The sequence below is a fragment of the Myroides sp. LJL116 genome (genome assembly GCF_054871685.1).
Genome location: NZ_JBTXLR010000014.1, coordinates 1 through 22639, shown reverse-complemented (window position 1 = coordinate 22639; position 22639 = coordinate 1). Strand labels below are relative to the sequence as shown.

At 33.5% G+C, this 22639-nt stretch carries 19 protein-coding genes; 6 read left to right on the top strand and 13 right to left on the bottom strand.

Features of this window, described 5'->3' with window-relative positions; all coding sequences use genetic code 11:
- Positions 1-75: 75 nt before the first annotated feature.
- Complete coding sequence (locus ACYSNM_RS10695) at positions 76-204, top strand: hypothetical protein (RefSeq protein ID WP_461756899.1); 129 nt, start codon at positions 76-78, stop codon at positions 202-204.
- On the opposite strand, the gene ACYSNM_RS10690 is transcribed toward ACYSNM_RS10695, so the two are convergent.
- Both ACYSNM_RS10690 and ACYSNM_RS10685 read right to left on the bottom strand, forming a co-directional pair.
- A complete protein-coding gene (locus ACYSNM_RS10690; RefSeq protein WP_461756898.1) occupies positions 201-1457 on the bottom strand; it encodes an erythromycin esterase family protein in 1257 nt (418 codons plus the stop codon). The genes ACYSNM_RS10695 and ACYSNM_RS10690 overlap by 4 nt on opposite strands.
- A 155-nt stretch (positions 1458-1612) precedes the next feature.
- On the bottom strand, positions 1613-3076 hold the full coding sequence (locus tag ACYSNM_RS10685; RefSeq protein WP_461756897.1) for a hypothetical protein: 1464 nt from the start codon (positions 3074-3076) through the stop codon (positions 1613-1615).
- A gap of 1132 nt (positions 3077-4208) precedes the next feature.
- Here ACYSNM_RS10685 and ACYSNM_RS10680 point away from each other — a divergent pair.
- The 3 genes from ACYSNM_RS10680 to ACYSNM_RS10670 are packed head-to-tail and all read left to right on the top strand — an operon-like array spanning position 4209 to position 5683.
- On the top strand, positions 4209-4427 hold the full coding sequence (locus ACYSNM_RS10680) for a helix-turn-helix domain-containing protein (RefSeq protein ID WP_461756896.1): 219 nt from the start codon (positions 4209-4211) through the stop codon (positions 4425-4427).
- Positions 4412-4732, top strand: a complete 321-nt coding sequence (locus ACYSNM_RS10675) for a HipA N-terminal domain-containing protein (protein WP_461756895.1) — start codon at positions 4412-4414, stop codon at positions 4730-4732. The genes ACYSNM_RS10680 and ACYSNM_RS10675 overlap by 16 nt, the downstream gene beginning before the upstream one ends.
- 6 nt (positions 4733-4738) lie before the next feature.
- Positions 4739-5683 carry a HipA domain-containing protein gene (locus tag ACYSNM_RS10670; RefSeq protein WP_461756894.1) on the top strand — a complete coding sequence of 315 codons (945 nt, stop codon included), beginning with the start codon at positions 4739-4741 and terminating at the stop codon, positions 5681-5683.
- 477 nt (positions 5684-6160) lie between these two features.
- Here ACYSNM_RS10670 and ACYSNM_RS10665 read toward each other — a convergent pair whose 3' ends face one another.
- From ACYSNM_RS10665 to ACYSNM_RS10630, 8 genes are all read right to left on the bottom strand, one after another.
- Entirely contained in the window at positions 6161-7270 is a 1110-nt protein-coding gene (locus ACYSNM_RS10665) for an efflux RND transporter periplasmic adaptor subunit (RefSeq protein ID WP_461756893.1), read from the bottom strand.
- A gap of 19 nt (positions 7271-7289) precedes the next feature.
- Positions 7290-10466 carry an efflux RND transporter permease subunit gene (locus tag ACYSNM_RS10660; protein ID WP_461756892.1) on the bottom strand — a complete coding sequence of 1059 codons (3177 nt, stop codon included), beginning with the start codon at positions 10464-10466 and terminating at the stop codon, positions 7290-7292.
- A 10-nt stretch (positions 10467-10476) separates the two neighbouring features.
- On the bottom strand, positions 10477-11862 hold the full coding sequence (locus ACYSNM_RS10655; protein ID WP_461756891.1) for a TolC family protein: 1386 nt from the start codon (positions 11860-11862) through the stop codon (positions 10477-10479).
- Between the two features lie 102 nt (positions 11863-11964).
- Entirely contained in the window at positions 11965-12393 is a 429-nt protein-coding gene (locus ACYSNM_RS10650; RefSeq protein ID WP_461756890.1) for a hypothetical protein, read from the bottom strand.
- Positions 12394-12539: 146 nt separating this feature from the next.
- Positions 12540-13931 carry a phosphatase PAP2 family protein gene (locus tag ACYSNM_RS10645; protein ID WP_461756889.1) on the bottom strand — a complete coding sequence of 464 codons (1392 nt, stop codon included), beginning with the start codon at positions 13929-13931 and terminating at the stop codon, positions 12540-12542.
- Between the two features lie 339 nt (positions 13932-14270).
- Complete coding sequence (locus ACYSNM_RS10640; RefSeq protein ID WP_461756888.1) at positions 14271-14804, bottom strand: ankyrin repeat domain-containing protein; 534 nt, start codon at positions 14802-14804, stop codon at positions 14271-14273.
- 37 nt (positions 14805-14841) lie between these two features.
- A complete protein-coding gene (locus tag ACYSNM_RS10635; protein ID WP_461752823.1) occupies positions 14842-16365 on the bottom strand; it encodes a catalase in 1524 nt (507 codons plus the stop codon).
- A gap of 339 nt (positions 16366-16704) precedes the next feature.
- Positions 16705-18102: an SLC13 family permease gene (locus ACYSNM_RS10630; protein ID WP_461756887.1), complete on the bottom strand. Its 1398-nt coding sequence runs from the start codon at positions 18100-18102 to the stop codon at positions 16705-16707.
- Positions 18103-19032: 930 nt separating this feature from the next.
- On the opposite strand from ACYSNM_RS10630, the gene ACYSNM_RS10625 reads away from it, so the two are divergent.
- Both ACYSNM_RS10625 and ACYSNM_RS10620 read left to right on the top strand, forming a co-directional pair.
- A complete protein-coding gene (locus ACYSNM_RS10625; protein WP_461756886.1) occupies positions 19033-19506 on the top strand; it encodes a hypothetical protein in 474 nt (157 codons plus the stop codon).
- Positions 19499-19879: a hypothetical protein gene (locus tag ACYSNM_RS10620; RefSeq protein ID WP_461756885.1), complete on the top strand. Its 381-nt coding sequence runs from the start codon at positions 19499-19501 to the stop codon at positions 19877-19879. The genes ACYSNM_RS10625 and ACYSNM_RS10620 overlap by 8 nt, the downstream gene beginning before the upstream one ends.
- A 352-nt stretch (positions 19880-20231) precedes the next feature.
- On the opposite strand, the gene ACYSNM_RS10615 is transcribed toward ACYSNM_RS10620, so the two are convergent.
- The 3 genes from ACYSNM_RS10615 to ACYSNM_RS10605 form a co-directional block, all read right to left on the bottom strand.
- A complete protein-coding gene (locus ACYSNM_RS10615; protein ID WP_461756884.1) occupies positions 20232-20528 on the bottom strand; it encodes a DUF6680 family protein in 297 nt (98 codons plus the stop codon).
- A 51-nt stretch (positions 20529-20579) separates the two neighbouring features.
- On the bottom strand, positions 20580-21329 hold the full coding sequence (gene istB, locus ACYSNM_RS10610) for an IS21-like element helper ATPase IstB (protein ID WP_461756883.1): 750 nt from the start codon (positions 21327-21329) through the stop codon (positions 20580-20582).
- A 72-nt stretch (positions 21330-21401) separates the two neighbouring features.
- On the bottom strand, positions 21402-22639 hold a 1238-nt coding region (locus tag ACYSNM_RS10605), incomplete at its 5' end, for an IS21/IS408/IS1162 family transposase (RefSeq protein WP_461756882.1).

The following is a 22639-nucleotide window of genomic DNA, read 5'->3' as shown; positions in this document are numbered from 1 at the left end:
ACCTTAGTAGTAGCACTTATTTACTATCTTTTTTTAAAGTCATATAACTTTAAAATCAAAAATAATTAATAAGCCATGAGTAATCAACAAATAAGCATTCCTATATGTAATGTGGCAAGTGGAAATCCTTTAGAGAATCACTGTGGAAAGATTACTTCAAAAGAAAAAGCTTCTAACTCACTTTATGGCCTTTTTTTGTTTTAACGAAGTGGACGTATGCGCATATAATCTGGAACACTAGTTTGTTTGAAAAACAAAATACCATCAAAATAGTCCTTTAATCGAATTTTTGAGTAGTGTAAATATTCTCTACCGTTTTTCCAAGGATTACTTAAGTAGAGGTCCAACTCTTGCAGGGAAATTAATGAGCTATCTTCCTTATTTAAATCTATAAAAAAGGTATCCTTGTCTTGGGTAAGAAAATACTTATTCCAAGAGTCTTTTTCTATAAGAGGTAAAGTATATTTCTCACGCCTTACTATTGGGGAAAGAGTATCTAAGGTATCTTTGGTTTTTATCCAAGTTTCACCACTTGATGGTAAAGTACTTAAGGCATAATAATTATCTTGAAGACTACTTTTAAGATAAGCTCCTAAAGGTTTATTTACTAAAGTTCTCAAGGCTATATTACTATTAAATCCCCATATAATAACTTTATTATCTTTTTGGGATAAAAGCCAATCTACAACTACAACAGCCTCTAACTCGGCTTTAGTGACACTATCTTTATCTATAGGTAAGTCTTTAATAAGGATAAAGGAATTCTTTAAATACTGCCAAGCTGCCTTTTGTACTCTTACAAGCTTAATGTCTTTGCCTTGAATTTTTTGCTCTAATTCTATCATATGCTTATAAATAAGCTTGGAGAGTTGAATAGCGTTATGGTACTCTAAAGCGCTATAAGACTCGTTTTGATGTACTTTTAATAAAAACTTATCTAACTCTTTTGTACACTGTTTTAAAAAATCTATATCAGAAGCAAACTCCATATAAATACGATCCATTTCAAGTTCCATAACAACCTGGGATAAATCATAGGTATCAAGTCCTACTAATTGTACTTTTTCTGTATTTTGCTCATTGTATCTTTTCAGCCAGTAAAAAAACAACTCTAACTCTGTACTTTGCCATAAAGGATCTAAGGCTATATACATACTATGTTGAAAGCCCCTATTATACTCCAACATTAAACTAAGCTTATACACATCCCAATGGTTGGCTTCGAAGGCCAAAGTATATCCTTTTTTTTGAACTAATTCTTTTATAATTTCTATGCTAACTTGGTTAAACTCCTTGCTTGCATTTGCACCATTTCCCAAAGCTATCACCCTCTTTTGCTCAAGAACCTCAACAAGGGGCTTTAAAGAAGATAAATTCTGCATATCTATGTTATTTTGTCCTTTGCTTTCTAAGAATCCAGTAAGGCAAATAAAACTGAAAATTAATTTTTTAAACATATTCTTTAGGTATTTTCCAAGGTCAATGATTTCCTTTTTTACTACTATTGACTTAAGAGCCTAGATTAACCAATCCTTTTTATTAAAAAATGTTTTGTGGAGTTCTTTAGCTTAGAACACCATCGTTATATTCTAGGCAGCTAGTAAAGTATAGTTTATTCTTTATAGGTAGTATTAGTTTTAAAATCCATATAATAAGGTCTGTTTGATTCTTGCACTGGCACTACAAGACCACTGGATTGCATTCTACTATACCCTGTGTTTTGCTCCATATACTTACTTGAATTATCATATAGGAAAAAGGGATCCTCTTTGCCTTTTTGTAAACCAAAAATTTCATTTTCACTATCTAAAATTTCAATCTCCCAATAAGAAGGTAAAACCTCCCAGGTTTTGGTCTTTGTATTCCAGATTCCTCTTAAATATTCTTGATCATTTTCCTTCTTACTGACTATGTACAAGGGACTACCCTCTCCTACTCTATATATTGTACCAATAGAACCAGGTTCTTCCAATTCTTGACTACTCAATAAATCAAACTTGGTTGGCCAAATAAGTCTTCCTATTTGATCTACTACATAAAAGGAATTGGGCTCAATGCTATCTAATAGGTTTCCCTTTTGATCTAGATATATAAAATCGTATGCCCATATATCATGGTTGTAATTAAAACGTCCTACTAAAAAATAGGGAGTATCAGAAATCGAAAGTACCAGCTGGCTTTGGGTTAAGAAGTCCAATTGCTCTTTTGTTGCGCTTTGTATGATTTGAGGTAAAGGCTTATCATATTTGGGACAGATATAGGTTTGTTTTGTTTTTTTATCCTGCAGGACTTTAGGCAAACTTGCAAATCTCTCTTTGTGCAAAGAATCCAGTACAATGGTATTCCCTTCATATTCAAAACTAATAGTCTCTTGTGGAACTAAATTGGTTATCACTTCCTTGTCTAAAGAGGCATCGTAGAAGGCAAATTCTTTACCTTTAGATACAATGTATTTATCATTAGATAAAGCGCTCTCTATGCTCTTTTTCACTTTTGAAAAACGCCCATTTTTAAAAGTATATAAACTACCATCTACCAGGATATCTTTGGTATCTATCACTTCTATATCTACAGGACTACTAGAAGAATTTAAGTAATCATAAGAAGTATCTACTAATACTTGTCCTGTTTCTATTACCTCTAAATTTACCTGCATATAAGTGGCTGTCTTTTTAATGGAAGAGGAAAGAATATTAAAATCCCACTTATAGAAAGGAAGCTTCTTTTCAAACTCTCTATACTTAAATAGTAGAGTGACCCCACTAACTTGCCATAAATATTTACTATGCTCACTAAAAGGATCTACTAAATTACCTAGTGAATCTATAACACCTTGATTGCCTATATCATTGAGTACTAAGGCATGTCCTGAGGATAGAAATGGCTCCGCAAACACAAAGGTTTGGTCTATCTTGTGATTACCTTCTTTATCTACATAAATATAACTGCCGTCTTTTTTTAAATAAGGTACCCAGTCTATACTTCCATTTTTAAATGTAAAGTTTGCCTGGGAAGTAGCTTGCTTTTGGCAACTAAAAGAAAGTATTCCTAACAGTAGTATTTGTAATAGTTTCATAATCTAAACTTTTAGTTTTGCATAGTCCTCTTATTGTACCCCTTATAGATAGGGTAAATTACAAAAGAGAGACCTTTCAAAATATAAACGTAAAATTACCGCTTTGACCCCTTGTGAACTATCCCTTGAAATAGCCATTTTTTAAACTTTACTCTACGTAAAGCTTTGCTACATCTAACAGCTCCAGAACAGGGATAGATTATCTTTTTACAACTAGATTATAAAGAAGAATTTCAATGTAAATTAATAAGTTAGCCAAACATAGGGACTGAAAGCTCTTCGCTTCATCTAGAGTAAAAAACGAGCAAAAACTCTTATTTATACAAAAAGTGCACGAATAAGATTTTTTATGGTAAAAAAGCGACCTAGTTTGACAGATAAAATTATTTGCTCTTTATAGCAGGGGAAGTCGTGATAGTTAAATTAACAAATACCCTTGATCTATAAATAAATGACAAAATAGCTATATTCAGATCTATCTTATTCTTTTGTAAAACAATGCAACAGCCAAAGGACTATTGTTATGATGAGCCTATAGTTGTAAACAGTGATAATCTCTCATACGAACACTAGTGTTGTTACTCCAGACTTGAAGTCTTGAGTTTTATAAGAACATTCATTTTATATCTATTTACATATATTTTTATGCATTTACATTGATTTATATTCCTTCACATATAAATAACAGAAAGCGTATGTTTTAATGACACATCCTATTGCAATATTTCTAAATCAGAATGAAAATATAGAGATAGTGAAATAACCCTTTTACTGCTGACTTAGAAAGCTTTTTATAAGATAATTCTATGGGTTTATACCCATCAACATAGTAACATACCTAATATTAATATTGAAAAGGCTAAAATGCTTACTAATCAGCTCAGATATATAAAGAATAAAGGGAACATCGGATATAAGCAATGTGCTATTGTAGAAATAAAGCCATAGACTATAGAGAAATCATTTTCCACAAATCTGTTAATATACATCAATAGCAACATATAAACCTACCTAAAAATTATTAACTGATTTTATATTCTTTTACATATAATTCATTATCTTTATACTTATTTATATTCATTTGCATATAAATTTAAAATAAAGACCAATATCAATGTAATTGCATATAATTATGAAACAATCACTGGCAAATTTTGTAAAGGAACAACGTAAAAAAACAGGATTTACTCAAGAAGAATTTGCGGAACGAGCTGGAGTAGCTTTAACTGTAATTCGTAAGATAGAACAAGGAAAAGATAATTTAAGTATGTCTAAAGTGAATCAAGTATTATTGATGTTTGGGCATACCTTAGGACCTATAAATATTAAGGAATTATGCGACAAGCTTTAATTAAATACAATACTGTTGATGCGGGAGTCTTAACTGAAACGGATCAAGGGACTTACGTTTTTGAATACTTACCTGAATATATAGAAAATTTCCCAGAACGTTTTATTACATTTCAAATGCCAGTTAATAAGCACAGTTATCATAGTAAACATTTATTTGCTTTTTTTGATGGGTTAATTCCTGAAGGATGGCTATTAAACATTGCTACAGATAGTTGGAAAATCAATCAAAATGACCGCATGGGGTTGCTTTTAGCTTGTTGTCAAAATTGTATTGGTGCCGTAAGTGTTCATCCTCTAAATTAGAATAAAATGAATAAATGTTTGTATTGTTATCAAGGGTTGCAAGCAGATGTAACACAAGAATATCATGAAAAATGCGCTCAGAAATTCTTTGATTCAAAAATAGCTCCTGTACTACCCTATAAAATGAGCGATATGGTCTCTCTTGCAAAAGAAGTAGTAGAGCGATCAGTAACTGTACCTGGAGTTCAACCAAAACTATCCATGGGCGTAATTAATGATGCTCTGCAAGATGGAACTTCAGGTAGGATGACTATTTTAGACGCCTTGGAAGGTTTCTATATACTAAAACCACAAAACGAACAATTCAAGCAAATGCCCGAAAATGAGCATTTATCGATGCGATTAGCTGAATTGTTTAAAATATCCGTTGTCTCTTCATCATTAATACGTTTAGCATCTGGGGAATTGTGTTATCTAACAAAACGTATTGATCGAACACCTCAAAACACAAAAATTCACATGATTGATTTTTTGCAGATTTTAGAACTGGAAAGTAAATATCTAGGTACCATGGAACAATTAGGAAAAACTATTGGTGAATTATCCACGCATACTTTATTAGACAAGTTTCGTTTTTTTGAGTTAACAGTGTTTAATTTTATTATTGGAAACAATGATATGCATCTAAAAAACTTTTCAATGATACATTCGGATGCTGGGTGGGTTTTGGCTCCTGCTTATGATTTATTGAATGTGAAAATAATTCTACCAAAAGACGATGAAGAAATAGCTTTATTATTAGGGGGTAAAAAGAAAAATCATAATCGAAAATATTTCGAGCAATTTGCCTCCCTATTACAACTTAACGAAAAGCAAATGAGCTCTGTTTTCAATCGTATCTCAAAATGGCTACCTAAAGCAGAAAAGCTAATTAGAGAATCCTTTCTATCGGAAGAATTAAAAGTAGATTATATAAAAAGTATAAACAGACAAATAAACCAATTGAAGTAATATAAAAGTATCCTTAGCATTATAAATAAATAATCTGTGCAGGGCTAAAAAAACTCACGTTAAAAGACTCCATTCAGATTTGCTCGTAAATCTATTGTTCAATAACATATATTTCACTTGGATAGCTTTGCTATATCAAATTTAAACTTATAGGTCATATATTACTAATAATCATAATTTTAAAACTATATAGTACTATACTAGATAGTACTATCATCAGAAATCAAAATTGCACTAGTGTAAAAAAACATAAAACATATGATTATCAAAACAATAAACCTACAAAAGCATAATAAACCTAGTAGGTTTATTATCGCTACTCCAAGTTCATTATTGCTAGATACCACAGAAAATATATCTAAAAAACCCCTTAACACTAAATGAAAAGGGGTTTACTTTAAAAACCAATTTAGTAATGCTATAAGGATACTTATATCTAATTAGTTACAACTTTAAATCGGGATAAAACATACAAATCTAAAGAGAAATCTTACCTGGTTTTATTTGTTCAGTAGGCTTTATAATAACCTTGTCCAAAGGATCAAATTCGGCAAAAACTTCTGTAGTGGCATCCATGGTTTGTCCTAACTCCACACTAACTTTCTTGATTTGATCTTCATTGATTACATAAACGAAACTCCCCATTTGAGTGTGTAATATACTTGGAGTAGCTACCCAATAAGTAGGATTATCCCTTTGTAAATCTAACTTAACCTGAGCGTAATCTCCCCCATGTAAAACGTTATTTACATTGTCAATGTCTATTTCTACATAAAGTGATCTATCCTTTTGATTCAGCACTCCTGAAGTCCTAGACACTATCGCTTCAAATACTTTATTGGGCACAGAACTTACTGTAAAGCTAACTTTAGCTCCAATTTTTAATGCAGAAGAATACTTTTGTGGTAAATAAACCACTAAACGAAGCTTATCGTCTTGTGCCATCTTAAATAAAGCGGTATTACCTGAAGCATTAGTAAGGGCTCCCACAGAAACCTCTCTAGAGGTAATTACCCCATCAAAAGGCGCGGTAATTCTCAAATACTCACGCAGCTCATTACTTTGTGTAGCAGTTGCTTTAAGAGCGTTGTAAGTTGCTAAACTACTATCCACTGCTCCTTTAGCTCTATCTAATTCAATACTAGCTACAGCTCCGCTAGTTAAAGATGCCTCTTGCAGTCTCTCATAGGCTTGCTTAGCATAAGTATAATCACTAAATGCCTTTTCTACCTTAGATTGATCGGCTAAAACCTGATGCTGCATCTCAGGGGCTTTTAAAACAGCTAAAAGCTGTCCCTTCTTTACATAGTCTCCCGTTTGCACTAAGATTTGATCGACAAACCCAGCAACCTTAGCGTAAATCTCCACTTTTTCATAAGGTTCTAATTCTCCTGGTAATGAAATCTGAAACACTGGATTAATCAGCTGAATTTTTTCTGTTGGATAAGTAATGGTTGTTGTTTGCTGCACTTGTTCTACCTCCCTTTTGGAAGTGTTTTCAGAACAGCTCGATAAGCTAATAGCAATAAATGGTAATACGAAGCTGCTTAGTAATGGTTTTATATTTTTAAATATATATGGATACATAGTAAATAAACGTTTAAAATTAACAATGGTTGTCTGCCGTCTCTTTATAAAAAACACTCTTCGGGTCATAAGGATCTAATGAAGGGCTCTTAATAGAACTTCTATTCATAGTAGAAGAGAAGAAATGAGGCACTAATAATAAAATAGTTACTGTGGAAGCAATAAGTCCACCGATTACTGCTCTAGCTAGTGGAGCAACTTGTTCTGCACCATCCCCAAGACCTAAAGCCATTGGTAACATACCTGCAAACATTGCTGCGGCAGTCATTAAAACAGGCCTTAAACGGGAAGAGGCAGCAAGGCGCGCCGCATTAGCAGGTTTTAGACACATATCCTTTCTGTAATACTCTGCTTGATTTACAAGTAACACGGCATTGGAAACAGATACTCCCAAAGACATAATAATCCCCATATAGGACTGTAAATTAAGGGTACTACCTGTTAGAAAAAGCATAATCATACTTCCTGCAATTACCCCAGGTAAAACCGACAAAATAACTAATGGTACTTTAAAGGACTGATAATAAGCCGATAGCATTAAAAATATAGCAATTACTGCCACACCTAAACCGCTTACTAAGTTACCCAAAGTCTCCTCAAGTAATTTAAGCATACCTTCGGTCCAAATTGTCGCTCCAACAGGAGGGTCTCCTGCATCTTTAATGGCTTTATTAACTGCCTTAGAAGCTGATCCTAAATCTTTATTATACACATTGGCAATCACAGTTACATATCTATTTGGTCCTTTGCGGTTTATTTGTCCTGGACTTGTTGTATGTTTAATGGTTGCTACATCTTCCAATACTGGTCTTAAACTTCCTTTTTTTATAGGTAGAGCTCTTAACTGAGATTCCGACTGCATAATTCCCTGAGGAATCTGCACCTGGGTTTGGAACACCAAGCCACTTCTAGGGTCTAGCCATAAGTTCTTATCACTAAACTGTGTAGAAGAAGTTGCTGTTACTAAACTCTTGTGAATATCGGCCATGGTTAAATCAAATTCTCCAGCAAGTTGCCTATCTACATTAATCTCCAAGGTTGGATAAGAAATCGACTCCACTATACGCACATCCCTCAAATAGGGAACTTTCTTTAAATTCTCTTCTATTTTACTGGCAAAATTATAGGCATTTTGCACCTGGTTGGCTCCTACTTTCACTTCAATTGGAGTCATTGCACCTTGTCCCATAATTTTTTCTGTTAGCTCCATTGGTTCAAAATTAAAGGCTATATCGGGATATTTCTGGGCTATATGCTGGCGAATATTCTCTTTTAAATCCTCCATAGAGCCTTTATATAAATTTTGATCAATAGATACTTGTAACACGGATTCGTGAGAGGCAGAGGTAAATAAAAATATAGGGTTAATAGGCGATCCTGGAGGTTGCATCCCAACATATGCAGAAGTAAGATTAACCGCTCCATTTGGGGTAATATCCTTTATATCTTGGGTGATATTATTGACTAACTCCTCACTCACCTCTAACCTACTTCCATCACTAGCAGCAATACGTAGTTGGAATGCACCATTATTAGAAACTGGCATAACATCGGTTCCCACCACATTTAAAAGAGCAACTACCAAAGCCACACACACTACTACATAACCTATAAATAAAGGCAAGGCCTTAGTAGACCATTTACGCATTTTAAAGGAATAGTTCACACGGAATTTTTCAAAAAAGGCTTTTTTTCTTCTAGTATTGGCTACAATTGTCTTTTTTGTTTTCATCATCCAATTGGCCAGTATAGGTACAAAAGTCTGAGAAGCAATAAAAGAGGCAATCATGGCAAAGGCAACCGCCATGGATAATGGCATGAACATATCTTTGGAAATACCACTCATGATAAATGCCGGAGTTAAAACAGCCAAAATACACAATAAGATAAGCATCTTAGCTATGGATATTTCATACAAAGCATCTATAATAGCCAAGGGTTTTGGCTTTCCTAAGTCCATATGCTGGTGGATATTCTCAATGGTTACCGTGGCCTCATCAACCAAAATACCAATGGATAAAGCAAGTCCACTAAGGGTCATAATATTAATGGTTTGTCCTAGTAAGTATAAAACACTTACAGCAGATAAAATGGCAATAGGAATGGTAAAAACCACTATAATCGCTCCTCTTGTATCTCCTAAGAAAAGTAGAATCACAAGTCCTGTGAAAATTGCCCCTAAAAGTCCTTCGTGGATAAGATTGGTTAAAGAGCGCTCAATATAGGTAGATTGATCAAACTCATAACTAATACGTACATCCTCTGGCAATTGTTCTTTTATCCTTGAGATGGAATTCCTTAAGTTTTCTACTGCATCTAAGGTAGAAGCATCCGCCTTTTTAATGATAGGTAGATAGACAGATCTTTTGCCATTAATTAAGGCATAACCAGTGGTATTATCCCCATCATCCTTTACACTTGCTACATCTTTGATGTAAATGGTGCGCTTATCCTTAGTTGTAATTGGGGTGTTTAAAAATTCCTCTGGTCCTTTGGCTATGGAGTTTAGTGGGGTCATTAAATTTTGATCTCCAATTCTAATATTCCCAGCTGCAGAGGGTAAACTGTTTTTAGTAATTGCAATAGTTACCTCTTCACTAGAGAGTCCATTAGCCTGAAGGGCTACTGGGTCAATGTTTACCACAATAGAACGGTTATTCCCGCCAAAAGGCGCAGGAGCAGTAATACCAGGTATCTCAGCAAACATTGGCCTTACTTTGGTAAGCACTAGGGTTTTAATATCGTTTACCGATCTTTGATCACTCTCAAATACCAATTGCCCAATAGGTAGTGAGCTACCATCAAATCGAACCACCATTGGCGGCACAGCACCTTGGGGTAAGAATCCCATCGCGCGATTGGTAAAAGTAGATACTTCCCCAGCGGCCTGGGCCATATTAGTTCCTGGATAAAAGGTTAACTTCATAAGGGTTAATCCTTGTACACTTTTAAAGTCAAGGCCCTGAACTCCATTTACAAATAAAAGTACTTTTTGGAATTCATTTGCCATAAAACCATCCATATACGCAGGGGATAATCCCCCATATGGCATGGCTATATAAATAGCTGGAAGCTCTACCTCTGGGAATATATCCACATTGATATTCTTTACGCTATGGTAAGAGTAAAAAACAATGGAAAGAACCAAGACCATAATGGTTATTGGTCTTCTCAAAGCAAATTTTATAAGATTCATTTAGCTTAGATTAAAGATTAGAAAATAGATAGGAGAAATCATTGCTCAGCTCAGCCTGGTTGCAAAGCAATAGCCAATAATCCATAGAGGCTTGTAAGTGGGTATTTTCACTTTGTTCCAATACTAAGCGGATTTGCAATAACTCACTTAAAGAAATAAGCCCGCTTTTATATCGAGCTAGATACATATTATAGGCATTAGTAGATTGTTCCACTGCACTACTAGTATCTAAAAGCTGTTTGTATCTCTGGCTCTTTTGAGCTTGTAAAGCCAATAAATCTGCCTGCATAGCTTGAGAATACTCCTTCCAAAGTAAATCTGTACTCTTTGCTTTTTTCTGCAGCGCACTAGAGGTAACTTTCTTGGTATGCAATTGGGTTAAGTTCCAAGTAATGCCAATACCAAAGGCGTAGTTATTAGCTGTATTTTCCCATCCTTTGCTATAGTTTTCAGATACATTTCCAGTGGAGTTTATCCCTGAACCTCTCACAGAATAACCTGCTAAAAGATTCACCGAAGGTAAATAGCCTTTACTCTGGGATTTTGCGCTCCACTGATAAAAAGATTTCTGATTATCAAGGGCCTCTAAAATAGGATGATTCAAATCTACCTCAGCCTTATCTTCTACAAGAGAATAACTAGGGTTAAGAAAAACCTGAAGATCTATCCCATGAGGTAAATCACTTTGTCTAGTTAGCTCTAATACTTTAATTAAAGAGGCTTGTTCTAATCCTTGGTTTTTATTGTACTCTGCTCTAGCTTGCATATAAGAAGAGCTAGCTAATAGACTATCCGCTACGGGTTTTAAACCCGATAAAGACAGTCCAGAAGCAATGCTGGTAACTTCCTTTAGGCGCTGCATATTTTTGTTGGACCAATCCAATTTAGCCCTTTGATATAAGAACATTACATATCTTTGAGAGAGCTCCTTTTTCACACTTAAGATGTAGGTATCTTGCTCACTTAGCGCCTTTTGATATAAGGCATCTGCAGACTTATTATCTGCTCTATTTTTACCAAAGGAAAATACCTCCCACTCCATAGTGGTAGATCCATAGGTACTAAAAGTAGTAGAACTTTGACCATTATCTATTTTGCTTCCGTTAATGGTGAAGGTTCCTGGCTGAGCAAAAAAGCTTCCAATGGCAGGCTCTAAGGTGCTAAAATTATTTTGTCCTTGTAATTTAATTTGAGGTAATAGGTTACTCTTTGTAGCTCTTTTGTCTAATTCCACTGACTCTACCTGAGCAGTTTTGGATTGTAATCCAGGGAAGTTTTGCTCTACCTCTGTCCACAAATCCCTTAATACAAAAGAAGTACTTTGCTGAGCTACCACACCTTGAGGTATAGTAATGGCTATCCACCAAAGGGTAGATAACGAAATATATTTCATCATATTACGGTAGTAATTTGCTGTAGATTCTAAAACAGAATCTATAATTATCTAATTCAAAAATGTCTCTATGATCACTAAGGATATCTTAGTGAAAACAAACATCTAGGCGTAAATAATGATTTTTTGGTATTGTAAGAATAATGGGATGCGATAGCCTCTTTTACGGGTATCGGAGTATTTTGGATGATTCTGTTCTTTGAAGGTGTAAAACAGAAAAAATAGACCAAATAAAGCAGCGCTAAAAAGTAACACAGGTAAAAGATCCTGTACATCTAAGTGTTGACTCTTGACAATTTTGGCGTCAAGATCTTCGTATATACTACAATTATCCATAGACACATTTGTCAAACTATAGGCTCCTTTTACAGTATTGCTACCAAAAGCTACAGAAGTTTCTGCACTAGTTGTGTGTAGCAAATTTTTAATTCCCCCTTTTATAGAACAAGAGGAAATTAGCACCAAAAAAACAGCAGCATATACCCATTGGTATCGCTTTAAATTAGTTAAGATATGGTGCAGTTGTCGTATCATTTCACAACGAAAATAGGATTATTAGATTAACTAAACAAATCAATTTTTTCGTGCTACATAATTTTTAACATTTTTTATGTAAAAAAATATTCCATAAAGCTCTTTGTTTTCAATTAATAAAAGACCGAACTAACCTAGAGTACCGCTTAAAAATAAGCCTTTAAACCTACTCCTAGTGCCACATAGTGCAAATCTGTCTTTTTTGAAGTTGCTTCATAGGAAGAGTTGTTTAATAAAGGATTTTCAGGAGTTAAGAAAAAAGTAGGTTTACTATGGGCGTAGTCCCCATACAGACTTATTCCTAAAGTAGAAGTGAAATCATAGGTAAAAGCCGCTCCAAAGCCCAAGCGAATAGCTCCATGAGGTTTATAAGTGGCAACAACTAAGTTGGATGCCATTTTCTGTGGTAGCTCTATGTCTTTATCCATTTGCTTTACCTCTAACTTTCCTGCTGCTCCAAAGGCATACCCAAAAGTTCCCTTTAAAGTTAAATTAAAACTATCCCATAACTCTAGGTTGTAATAAGGTCCAACAGCAATATTTAAAAATCCCAAGGCAGAGCTAGTGTAATCCAATTTATACTCCTCTAGAACTACATCATTTTGCAAACCTTCAAAATCTTTTAAAGATAGTGGGTAACCCGATGTAGTAAAGTCTAAGCCAACTCCTACTCTAGGGCTAAAGAAATATGCTCCCTCAAAACCAGCTTCCCAACCAATTCTAGCTTCAGGCCCATTTCTATGAAAATCAAGTAGATCTACACTACTAAAACTAGCTCCCATTTTAACGCTTAAAAAGGATGGATTACCGTTGGAAGTAAACCTAGAGAGCACACTTAAGTTATCCCCTTTATTGCCATATATCTTATCGATAAAAAAATAAGCAAGATTGGTAGATAAAATTCCAAAACCTGCTCCAGCTAATATATCCGAAGACCAGTGACGATTATTCATGCTTCTTCCCACTCCAGTTAAAACAGCCATAGAGTAACCAGTAATGGAATAACCTGGGTTGACCATACCGTATTCTTTATCTAGAAAAGCTGCATTTGCAAAAGCGGTAGCTGCATGACCTGATGGCCAAGAGTTAGCCTTGGAGTTATCCGGGCGCATCACTTTGGTAGAGTATTTTAAACTATTGACAAAGATTCCCATAATTACCATACTACCTAAGTAATTATAAACACTTCTTTTCATGTTATTTCTTCCCTGTACACCACCAGCTTTAAGACCAAAGGCCAAAGCCCCAGGTCCATATTGTAAATAATCATCAAAAGTGTTGGAAAACTCTGGAATATATCTATTCCTAGTTTGCAATATATCGTCTCTTGCTCCATTAGTTGCTGCAGTTGAACCAAAAAAAACAGTAGGTACAAAGGCTATTTTTACTACTTCTTTATTCCAGAAATTCTTTTTTTCTACTATGGAATCTCCTTCTTGCAAATCCACTAGCAATAGTGCACTATTGCTTGCTAAACTTTGCTTTGCTACCCCTAGAGTAAAAATAAAAAATAAACTATATAGAAATCGAGCTTTCATAACCAATCCTATTTTTTAAACATTTGTTTTTTTACCTATGCTTTGTTTGTAATGGGGTACTATTATTACTTCTATCAAGAGTAAATAGTATCCCGTACACCTGCCTTTTTAAATAAGAACAACACCCGAATAAATATATAATTTTAATTCATTTTAACATAATAAAACACATACCACTAAGTAAATAAGACCATAACTAATAAAATATACAATAATATTCAGAAAAGGCATAATAAACCCTATAATCTAAAAGCATTTTATTTTTTTGGTATAGGGGTAAAAAAAAAGACTGTCTGCATGGTATGCAAACAGTCCTTTTCAACTATAATTTAAAAAACCTTATAAAGATTCTTTGTAGTTAGAAAGTAATTCTATAACTTGAGTGTTTTCTTGCAAGATAGCATGATCTAAAGCAGTCTTACCGAACTTATCTACTATGTTCCTATCGGCTTTATAGGACAATAGCAATTCTATAATTTCTGCTTTGGAAAAAGTACTTGCAAAGATAAGTGCACTAGCTCCGTTATAATTTACTATATCTACTTGGGCGAAGTGTTCTAATAAAAACTTTACCATAGAGAGATTACCTTTAAATACAGCTCCCATTAAAGCAGTATTACCCGAATTATCTTGCGTATTGATGTCTGCACCATACTTTAGCAAAACCTCAGCCCCATCTATATTATCGTTATATACCGCTAAAGTTAAAGGACTAAATCCTTGTGGATTTACTTGGTTTACCAAGCTTGGATCTTGCTTTAAGATAAGCTCTAATTCTTGTGGGTTACCACCTCTTGCTTGTTGGAAAACATCTTGTGCTTGAACAAGAGTTAAACATAATAGGCAGCTTAGTACTAAAAATATCTTTTTCATCTCTATGTGTTGGTTTTACTAGATTATATTTTTTTAATTAGTTGTTTAAGTAAGGCTCTATTTCTGAAAGATTCATCTTAGTTGCCTGTAATAATGCTTTACCATAGTTTTGATCTGCCATGTAAAAATGTGCAATCATCTTAGCTACAATAACTTTGTTTTCTACACTGTTTAAAGCACCACTTAAGTTTTGGATTAAGTTCTCTTTATCTTTCTTAGAGAAAGAACGGTATAACTCTCCAGCTTGGTAGAAGTTATTCTCCTTGTCAATCACTTGTTGTACAGCTTGTGTATTAGCTTCAAACACAACTGGTGCATATTTGAACTTAGCATCTTCCTTTACACTTGGATTATTAGTAGAAGGTTGGTAGTTGATATCTCCACTTTGCTCTCTAATACTCATAAAACCATCTTGGTTATATGTAGTTACTTTGTTTTTAGGTTGATTAACTGGGATTTGTTGGAAGTTCCCTGTTAATCTATGACGTTGAGTATCTGCATAAGAGAATAAACGACCTTGTAATAATTTATCTTCCGATGGCTCCACTCCTGGTACTAAGTTAGAAGGTGCAAAAGCAGCTTGCTCCACTTGTTGGAAGTAGTTCGTAGGGTTTTGGTTTAAAGTCATTGTTCCAACTTTTACCATTTTAGCTACGCTCTCTGGCCAAACTTTAGTTACATCTACTGGGTTAAAGTCTAAAGAAGCAAAATCTTCTTTTTTAAGCATTTGCACATATAAATCCCAAATTGGGTAATCATTGTTTGCAATTGCATTGTATAAATCTAAAGTAGCATGCTCAATATTTTGGCTTTGAATTTGATCTGCTTGCTTTTGAGTTAAGTTTTTAATCTCCTGACGTGGTACCCACTTATATTTTACGTAAGTCACCTCATTTTTATCATTTACCCATTTGTAAGCGTGAACTCCGTTTCCTTCCATTTGTCTGTAGTTAGCTGGAATCCCGTAATCGGAGAATAACCAAGTTAACATATGTGTAGACTCTGGAACATTAGAGAAAAAGTCAAACACTCTATTTGGATTAGACGCTCCATTAGTTAGTGGAGATGGTTTAAAAGCGTGAACCATATCAGGGAATTTGATAGCATCACGGATAAAGAACACTGGTAAGTTGTTACCCACTAAATCATAGTTTCCTTCTTCTGTATAAAACTTCACTGCAAATCCTCTTGGGTCTCTATAAGTCTCTGGAGAACCTGCTTGGTGAGTTACCGTTGAGAAGCGAACCATCACTGGAGTTGCTTTACCTTTTTCAGATAAGAAATCTGCTTTAGTAACCTCTGAGAAATCTGCATCTGCTACAAACTCTCCAAAAGCACCTGCTCCACGAGCGTGAACTACTCTTTCTGGAATTCTCTCTCTATCAAAAGCTGCAAGCTTTTCTATTAAATGAATATCCTCTAATAATACTTGTCCGTTTCTACCAATTGTTTTGGAGTTTTGGTTATCCCCAACTGGAGCTCCGAAGTTAGTTGTAAGAGTTTGTGCTGACACTAAACTCGCACTTAATATAAGTCCTAAGGCTATCGTTTTTTTAAACATATGATATATACTTTTGTTGTTTTTACTTGTTTTAACTGGGGCAAACTTACCACCACTTCCCAGCAAAAACCAGCCTTTATCAATGTTATAAATGATAGCACTATAAGAAAAACATATAACAATTACTTTTTAGTATTGAATATCTTTATAATAAAAAAATCTCTATATAATCAAGTAATTCCCTATCTATTATTCTAATAATTTACCCCTAACCTACCTGTATAGGCAAAGGAAACAAGCCATAAAAAAACCTGGTGTAGGAATTTTTAAAAAAATTTCTACACCAGGTTTATCCTAAGCTCTTTTTTATGTAGTAACTATAGTATAACTTCTAATCACCTAAAGCCAAAAATAATATGCTACTATAGCAATTACAAAGGCACAGATAATATTAAGTACAACACCAGCCTTCATCATATCTCTTTGCTTTATATCTCCAGTTCCAAATACAATAGCATTTGGAGGGGTTGCTACAGGAAGCATAAAAGCACAAGATGCGCCAAGACCAATAATCATCGATAGTCCTAATGGAGGCATGCCAAGTTCTTGAGAGATAGAAATAAATATAGGCACTAATAAAGCGGCACTAGCTGTGTTGGAGGTAAACTCGGTTAAAAATATAATGAAAAACGAAATTACTAAAGCTATAAAAAAGATATGGCTTCCCTTGATAAAGGAAACTAATAAATCCGCCATTACTTTACTAGCACCAGAATCACGTAATATCATACTTAGAGTTAGTCCTCCACCAAATAATAATAGTACACCCCAGTCTACATTGTGTTGTAAATCTTTCCATCTAGAAACCTGAGAGGTACAAATTAGAATAAAAGCTGCTAAAGCAATAAAGGTATCAAAGCTTTTAAATTTGCCTTCAAAGCCAACTAAATTAGCAAATAAGGGATTAAGCTCATTACTAAAAATCCAAGCAAAAGCAGTAAGTAAAAAGATTCCTAAAGTAATCCATCTTTGTCTATTCATAGGAACTACCTCCATAGAATGCTCAAAGGTTAAATTTAACTTTGGCCTAAAAATAAGGTAAATAACCCCAATCATTAAAGGTAATAGCAAAGCAACCATTGGAAGTCCCATTTTCATCCACTGTGCAAAAGATAAGTCTAATTGAGAGGCTACAATAGCATTAGGTGGACTTCCCACCACAGTTCCCATCCCTCCAATACTGGCACTATAAGCAATTCCCAATAGAACAAACACATAAGTGTTCCTATTTTGTTTTTTATCTAATTGACTTAAAATACCTGTGACTAAAGGTAGCATCATAGCCACTGTAGCTGTATTGCTTATCCACATGGATAAAAGGGCGGTTACTACAAACAAATACATAACAGCATAAAGTAATCTTCCCTTGGCTAAATACATAATCTTACTAGCAATAACAATGTCTAACTTTTGCACATGCAAAGCCCCTGCTAGAACAAAACCTCCTAAAAACAAATAAATAGTAGGATCAGCAAAGGAAGCTAAAGCCGGTTGCACATCTGTCAAACCTAATGCAATGGCTAAAACTGGTACAAACACCGCGGTGGTAGTTACGTGTATGGCTTCAGTAAGCCATAAAACTGCAACGAAAACTAGTAATGCTAAACCCTTATTCACCGTTGGCTCATAAGGTAAAGTATGTAATAATGTAAATAGTAAAATAACATTTAAAATGATAATCAATAAATTCCTTCTGGACCTATGATTAACTTTACTTTCTTTAATATCTAACTGCATATCCTTCTTTATTTTTGTATATTCAGTTTGAAAATTACGAAAAAAGAAAATAAGCAATAAAATTAAATACGGTGTTTTTACTATTTTATGGTAATAATAAACACAAAAAGTAAAAAAAATTAACTTTTAAAAAGAGTGTACTCTAAAAAAATGTATAATTTCTATCATTTAAGTAAATTATTACATATTTAAAAAAATAAGTAAACTACAATTACTATTCATTTTAACTCACAATATTTCAATGAATTGAAAAGTAATTATAGAGAAATAGAATCCTTTCAAAAACTATAAGAATCTACTTTGAAAAGATGTAAAATAAAAAATATGCTAATTATAGAATAGTGATGTATCAAGCAAGTTAGCAAGCCAAAGTACTTAAATGAGTAAAAACTTGGATTAACTCTCTTTACCGCATCGTTAGGTTCTAAAAATAAAGACTTAATAAACTACCTTTTCAAATAGAAAGGTAACTAGACAAAAGACTATTAAAAATTATCTATCTGCGTTACTAGTTATATACCTAACTAAGACCTAAAATCGTATTTGTATATCCCTTTAAATATAAGTGAGTTATACTAAATTAATTTCCCTTTAAACCAGAATACTTAACCAAGTCAAGATAATTAAATAACTAAGAGGGAATTAAAATTTGTTTATGAACAAAGTGATATAAAAATGCATATAACATTAATCTTATTACCACCTTATAACTACTTTTTCTACTGCATGTTGTGCATAAATTTAAACTGTTAACTTTTCTAGTAAAGTCCTGCGAAAAAAACTATTTCTATTAACCAATAAATAATAAGTGACTGAAGAATTTAGGGTCTAACTACCTTATATAATGTTTTTTATATCTAAAAAATAATGCGTATTTTTGTAAGAATAACTGTTACCTACTAAAAGGTTAATAGTAACAATACATTTATTATGTCAAGTACTATTTCGAAAGATCTACAAAATTATCTAAAAACTATTGAAACTGAATCAAAAGACGTTTTAATCGATCGATATTTCCATGTTGATTATGTTATTGATGCATTTCAAAAAGGGGAAGAAAATGGAGGTAAGAAAGCATTAGAAAATTTAAAAAACAAATTTACAAGGGCTTCAACTCAAATGTTTCTTTATGGTTTAGACTTAATTCGAAAACTTGAAGAAGAAGGGTTTGACACGGATGACTTTTATGTAAATCCTTTTGGTTTTAAATTTTTGATTGTTACAAAACTACAAAACACTTTCAATGAGGATTTTATCGAATCTTTTTTTAAACATTCTTTCTATTTCCAAAATAAGTTTAAAGAAGAGTTTCAAATAAATATTCAATATCTATTTATTCAAAATGAAAATTTAAATTCAAACGAACTTAAAATGGATGGATTTTTAAAAGTGTCAAATGAGTAAACTAAAACATGCATTGCGTAATAAAAAACTTTCAGAAAAATTATACTCTGAAGGTGTTTTTTTAGATTGGGCAAATACTACGGCATTCTATTCTGCTCTTCATTTTATTCATCATAAATTACTACCTGGCAAATACAATGGAGTTTTATGCGAGTCAATTGAAGATGTATTTAAAGCACTAAATTGCAAAGGAAAACATGAAGCAACCTGTCAATTAACCCAGGTTGGACTTCCTACTATAGCTGTAGAATACTCATTCTTAATGAACTGTAGTTTTACAGCAAGATATATTGATTATAATGTTCACCCTCAACATGCAAAATTATGTCAAAAATATCTTACTCTTATTGAAAAAGTTACAAGTAAGGAATAGTATTTTCGATATTCTAACATCATAAAAAATCTCGTCTCAAAAAAAAACACAACCACTGAACGACTCCGAATCTTTTACTATTCTTAAACTCGCATTTCAACACTACTTTTATAAGTTAGATACCCCAAAAAGCTTATAAATAGATTTTCATAATTACAAAGGATAAGCAATATTTTTTGGGTGTTTCAGTCGTACCGAGTTCTTCCCCACTTTCATCGCAATATCCTAGAAAAATTTCGGATCAGTCCAGAATACCCATTATTTAATAATATGTGTGCTATATTCAGTAATTTCCATGTCATTTAGTACTTTTCAGGCAAGGCGAAAGTTTAGTTATTACCTCTTACTTTCATTAATCTTCAACATTATCAGTTTCATTATGATTATTTGAGTCTTTAAAATGAGCTATCCAAAGTTTATGCATTTCGGCTCCGGATTCAAAAAAGTTTTTAGCAGTTTGCTGATAGCTCCAATTTTCATTACTTTGATTTAAATGAGCTTGAGGTGAATAATTTCTTTGGATTGAAGTCTGTTTCAGTTTTTGATAACCTAATGATTGAGCCATTTCTGATAATAATTGTAAACGGCAAATAGATCTGCAGCATTTTTGGCAATTAAGAGTGCAGCATTTTTGGCAACAAGACTGCACAACTTTGCAAAGAATATTTTCATAGTCTATTTCAAAAATAGAATAATATTTCTACGGTTCAAAGAAAGTTTTTCTATTTTCTAACCTATAACTTTCTCCTGTTAAGTTAATTACTTCGCAGCGAAATAAAATACGATCTAAAAGTGCAGTTGCTATTATTTCGTCATCTAACATTTTAGCCCAATCACTTGGTTTTTTGTTCGTTGTGATAATTAATGAGGTTGTTTCGTAGATCTGATTTATAAAATTAAAGAAGGCTACAGCTAAAGACTTTTCTACAGGAAATAACATAATATCATCTAAAACAAGGATATTAGCTTTTAGTAAGTTTTTGTATTGAGTAGCCTGGGATTTTACAAAATCCTTGGTTTTTAGAGTATTTAATATCTCATCCATTGTTCTAAAATACACTCGATAACCACTTTTTATAGCATCCATCGCTAGGCCTGCTCCCAACATAGTTTTTCCTGTACCACTTGGTCCCATTATTACAATATTAAACAATTGGTCTACCCAATTTAACTCTCGTAATTGAGCTAAACGCTCAGGAGTTAGGCCATTTTTATCTGTTTGGTAATTATCTAAGTTATTAGCCTTAGGCAGATTAGCTAGTTTAATCCTTCTGAGCTGATCTCTTTGATGTCTAACTGCAGCTTCTTGTTGAAGTAGGTTTAAGGTAAATTGTACAAAACCAATTTGATTTGTTTCAGCCTCTTGGATCGTCTCTTCAAAGTTCTCTGCTATTGTAGAGAGTCTAAAGCTAGTGCATAGCTTTTTGATTTCTTGTTTTTGTGTTTCCATATTAAAGTGATTTGGAAATTCCCTGGAGCAGGCTCCAAGGAATTTATTGATTCCGGTTGTAAGTGAACAGTTTTAGGAGAAAAATTGATCGTAACTATCTAGTTCACTTTGTTGTGGGGTAAGTTCTCGCAATTTATCTGATATGCCATTTAGAGGGTTTAACTGTATAATTTTAGGTTGTTGCGTTGGCTTTGGTTGTTTAGCAAACATTTGAACAATAGCCTTAAAGTCGCTAGCGGTATTAATTTTATTTTCGACAGCAAACTCTAAAGCCCGACTTACAATGTTAGTATCGATGTCTTGTATCGCACGAGTTATTACTTGGATTTGTTCACGTAAATACCTCGGATTAACATCTTTAGTAATAGAAATCCATTCTAAGGCAAGTTGTTTATCTTCAAACAATTCGGAAAAGCTCTCCATCATTTGCTCCAGAGTATAGCGCAGATCTCTTTTGTGGTTCCTAGCTATAATTTTCTGCCCTCTTAAAGCGGATAAAACGTGTCTGCATATTTCCTGTTCTTCTAAAGTTAAAAGGACTAAATATTCATTATCTATCTTGACAAGAACTTTCGTTTGAGGACCTTGGTAAGTTCCAATTGGAAGACTATATAAGTTGCTTTTGTAAGATATCTTATTGTCTTTGTGGACAGTATAACTCGGGTATTGAGCTTTAACTTGTAATTCTAAAGCATACCAAGGAAAGAGGAATTCCTTCTCTATAACAAATTCATCTTGTGGTGATTTTTTTGTTGTACCGTGTTCATTTGCATTAGCAGTGCGCTCTAACCATAGTAAGGCTGCTTTATTTAAATCATTTAAGGTAGTAAACATACGGTTGTACAGGAAGTTTTGTTTTACATACTTCACTACATTTTCGATTTTGCCTTTACTTTCTGGATCTGCTTTGCGACAAAAATGAGTATCCATTTTACGGGACTTCACATAAGAACTAAATTCTTTGGTCAATATTAGATCACCGTAATTTTCATCTACCATAAATAACCTATCTTGATCATAAACTATTTGACCTGGGATTCCTTCAAAGAAAGAAAAGGCGTTTTCATGAGCCTGAATAACTCTAGTGCAATTATAAGGTATGTCGCTAAACTCTATATACTTATAACGCGATCTCGATAATACCATGCAGAAGAACTGTACTTTTACAACTCTTCCACTAGTGGTTCTCATATTATAAAATCCAAAATCAACTTGTGCTTGAGATCCATAAGATACTTCTTGGACCATTGTATATTGTCTAATTATTTTTACTTTTGGAATATTATAAGTGGCGCGAACCCACATTATAA

Excerpts from the sequence above, each read along its gene's own strand:
- ACYSNM_RS10695 (WP_461756899.1), top strand. The coding sequence starts at position 76 with ATGAGTAATCAACAAATAAGCATTCCTATATGTAATGTGGCAAGTGGA.
- ACYSNM_RS10690 (WP_461756898.1), bottom strand. The coding sequence starts at position 1,457 with ATGTTTAAAAAATTAATTTTCAGTTTTATTTGCCTTACTGGATTCTTA.
- ACYSNM_RS10685 (WP_461756897.1), bottom strand. The coding sequence starts at position 3,076 with ATGAAACTATTACAAATACTACTGTTAGGAATACTTTCTTTTAGTTGC.
- ACYSNM_RS10680 (WP_461756896.1), top strand. The coding sequence starts at position 4,209 with ATGAAACAATCACTGGCAAATTTTGTAAAGGAACAACGTAAAAAAACA.
- ACYSNM_RS10675 (WP_461756895.1), top strand. The coding sequence starts at position 4,412 with ATGCGACAAGCTTTAATTAAATACAATACTGTTGATGCGGGAGTCTTA.
- ACYSNM_RS10670 (WP_461756894.1), top strand. The coding sequence starts at position 4,739 with ATGAATAAATGTTTGTATTGTTATCAAGGGTTGCAAGCAGATGTAACA.
- ACYSNM_RS10665 (WP_461756893.1), bottom strand. The coding sequence starts at position 7,270 with ATGTATCCATATATATTTAAAAATATAAAACCATTACTAAGCAGCTTC.
- ACYSNM_RS10660 (WP_461756892.1), bottom strand. The coding sequence starts at position 10,466 with ATGAATCTTATAAAATTTGCTTTGAGAAGACCAATAACCATTATGGTC.
- ACYSNM_RS10655 (WP_461756891.1), bottom strand. The coding sequence starts at position 11,862 with ATGATGAAATATATTTCGTTATCTACCCTTTGGTGGATAGCCATTACT.
- ACYSNM_RS10650 (WP_461756890.1), bottom strand. The coding sequence starts at position 12,393 with ATGATACGACAACTGCACCATATCTTAACTAATTTAAAGCGATACCAA.
- ACYSNM_RS10645 (WP_461756889.1), bottom strand. The coding sequence starts at position 13,931 with ATGAAAGCTCGATTTCTATATAGTTTATTTTTTATTTTTACTCTAGGG.
- ACYSNM_RS10640 (WP_461756888.1), bottom strand. The coding sequence starts at position 14,804 with ATGAAAAAGATATTTTTAGTACTAAGCTGCCTATTATGTTTAACTCTT.
- ACYSNM_RS10635 (WP_461752823.1), bottom strand. The coding sequence starts at position 16,365 with ATGTTTAAAAAAACGATAGCCTTAGGACTTATATTAAGTGCGAGTTTA.
- ACYSNM_RS10630 (WP_461756887.1), bottom strand. The coding sequence starts at position 18,102 with ATGCAGTTAGATATTAAAGAAAGTAAAGTTAATCATAGGTCCAGAAGG.
- ACYSNM_RS10625 (WP_461756886.1), top strand. The coding sequence starts at position 19,033 with ATGTCAAGTACTATTTCGAAAGATCTACAAAATTATCTAAAAACTATT.
- ACYSNM_RS10620 (WP_461756885.1), top strand. The coding sequence starts at position 19,499 with ATGAGTAAACTAAAACATGCATTGCGTAATAAAAAACTTTCAGAAAAA.
- istB (WP_461756883.1), bottom strand. The coding sequence starts at position 21,329 with ATGGAAACACAAAAACAAGAAATCAAAAAGCTATGCACTAGCTTTAGA.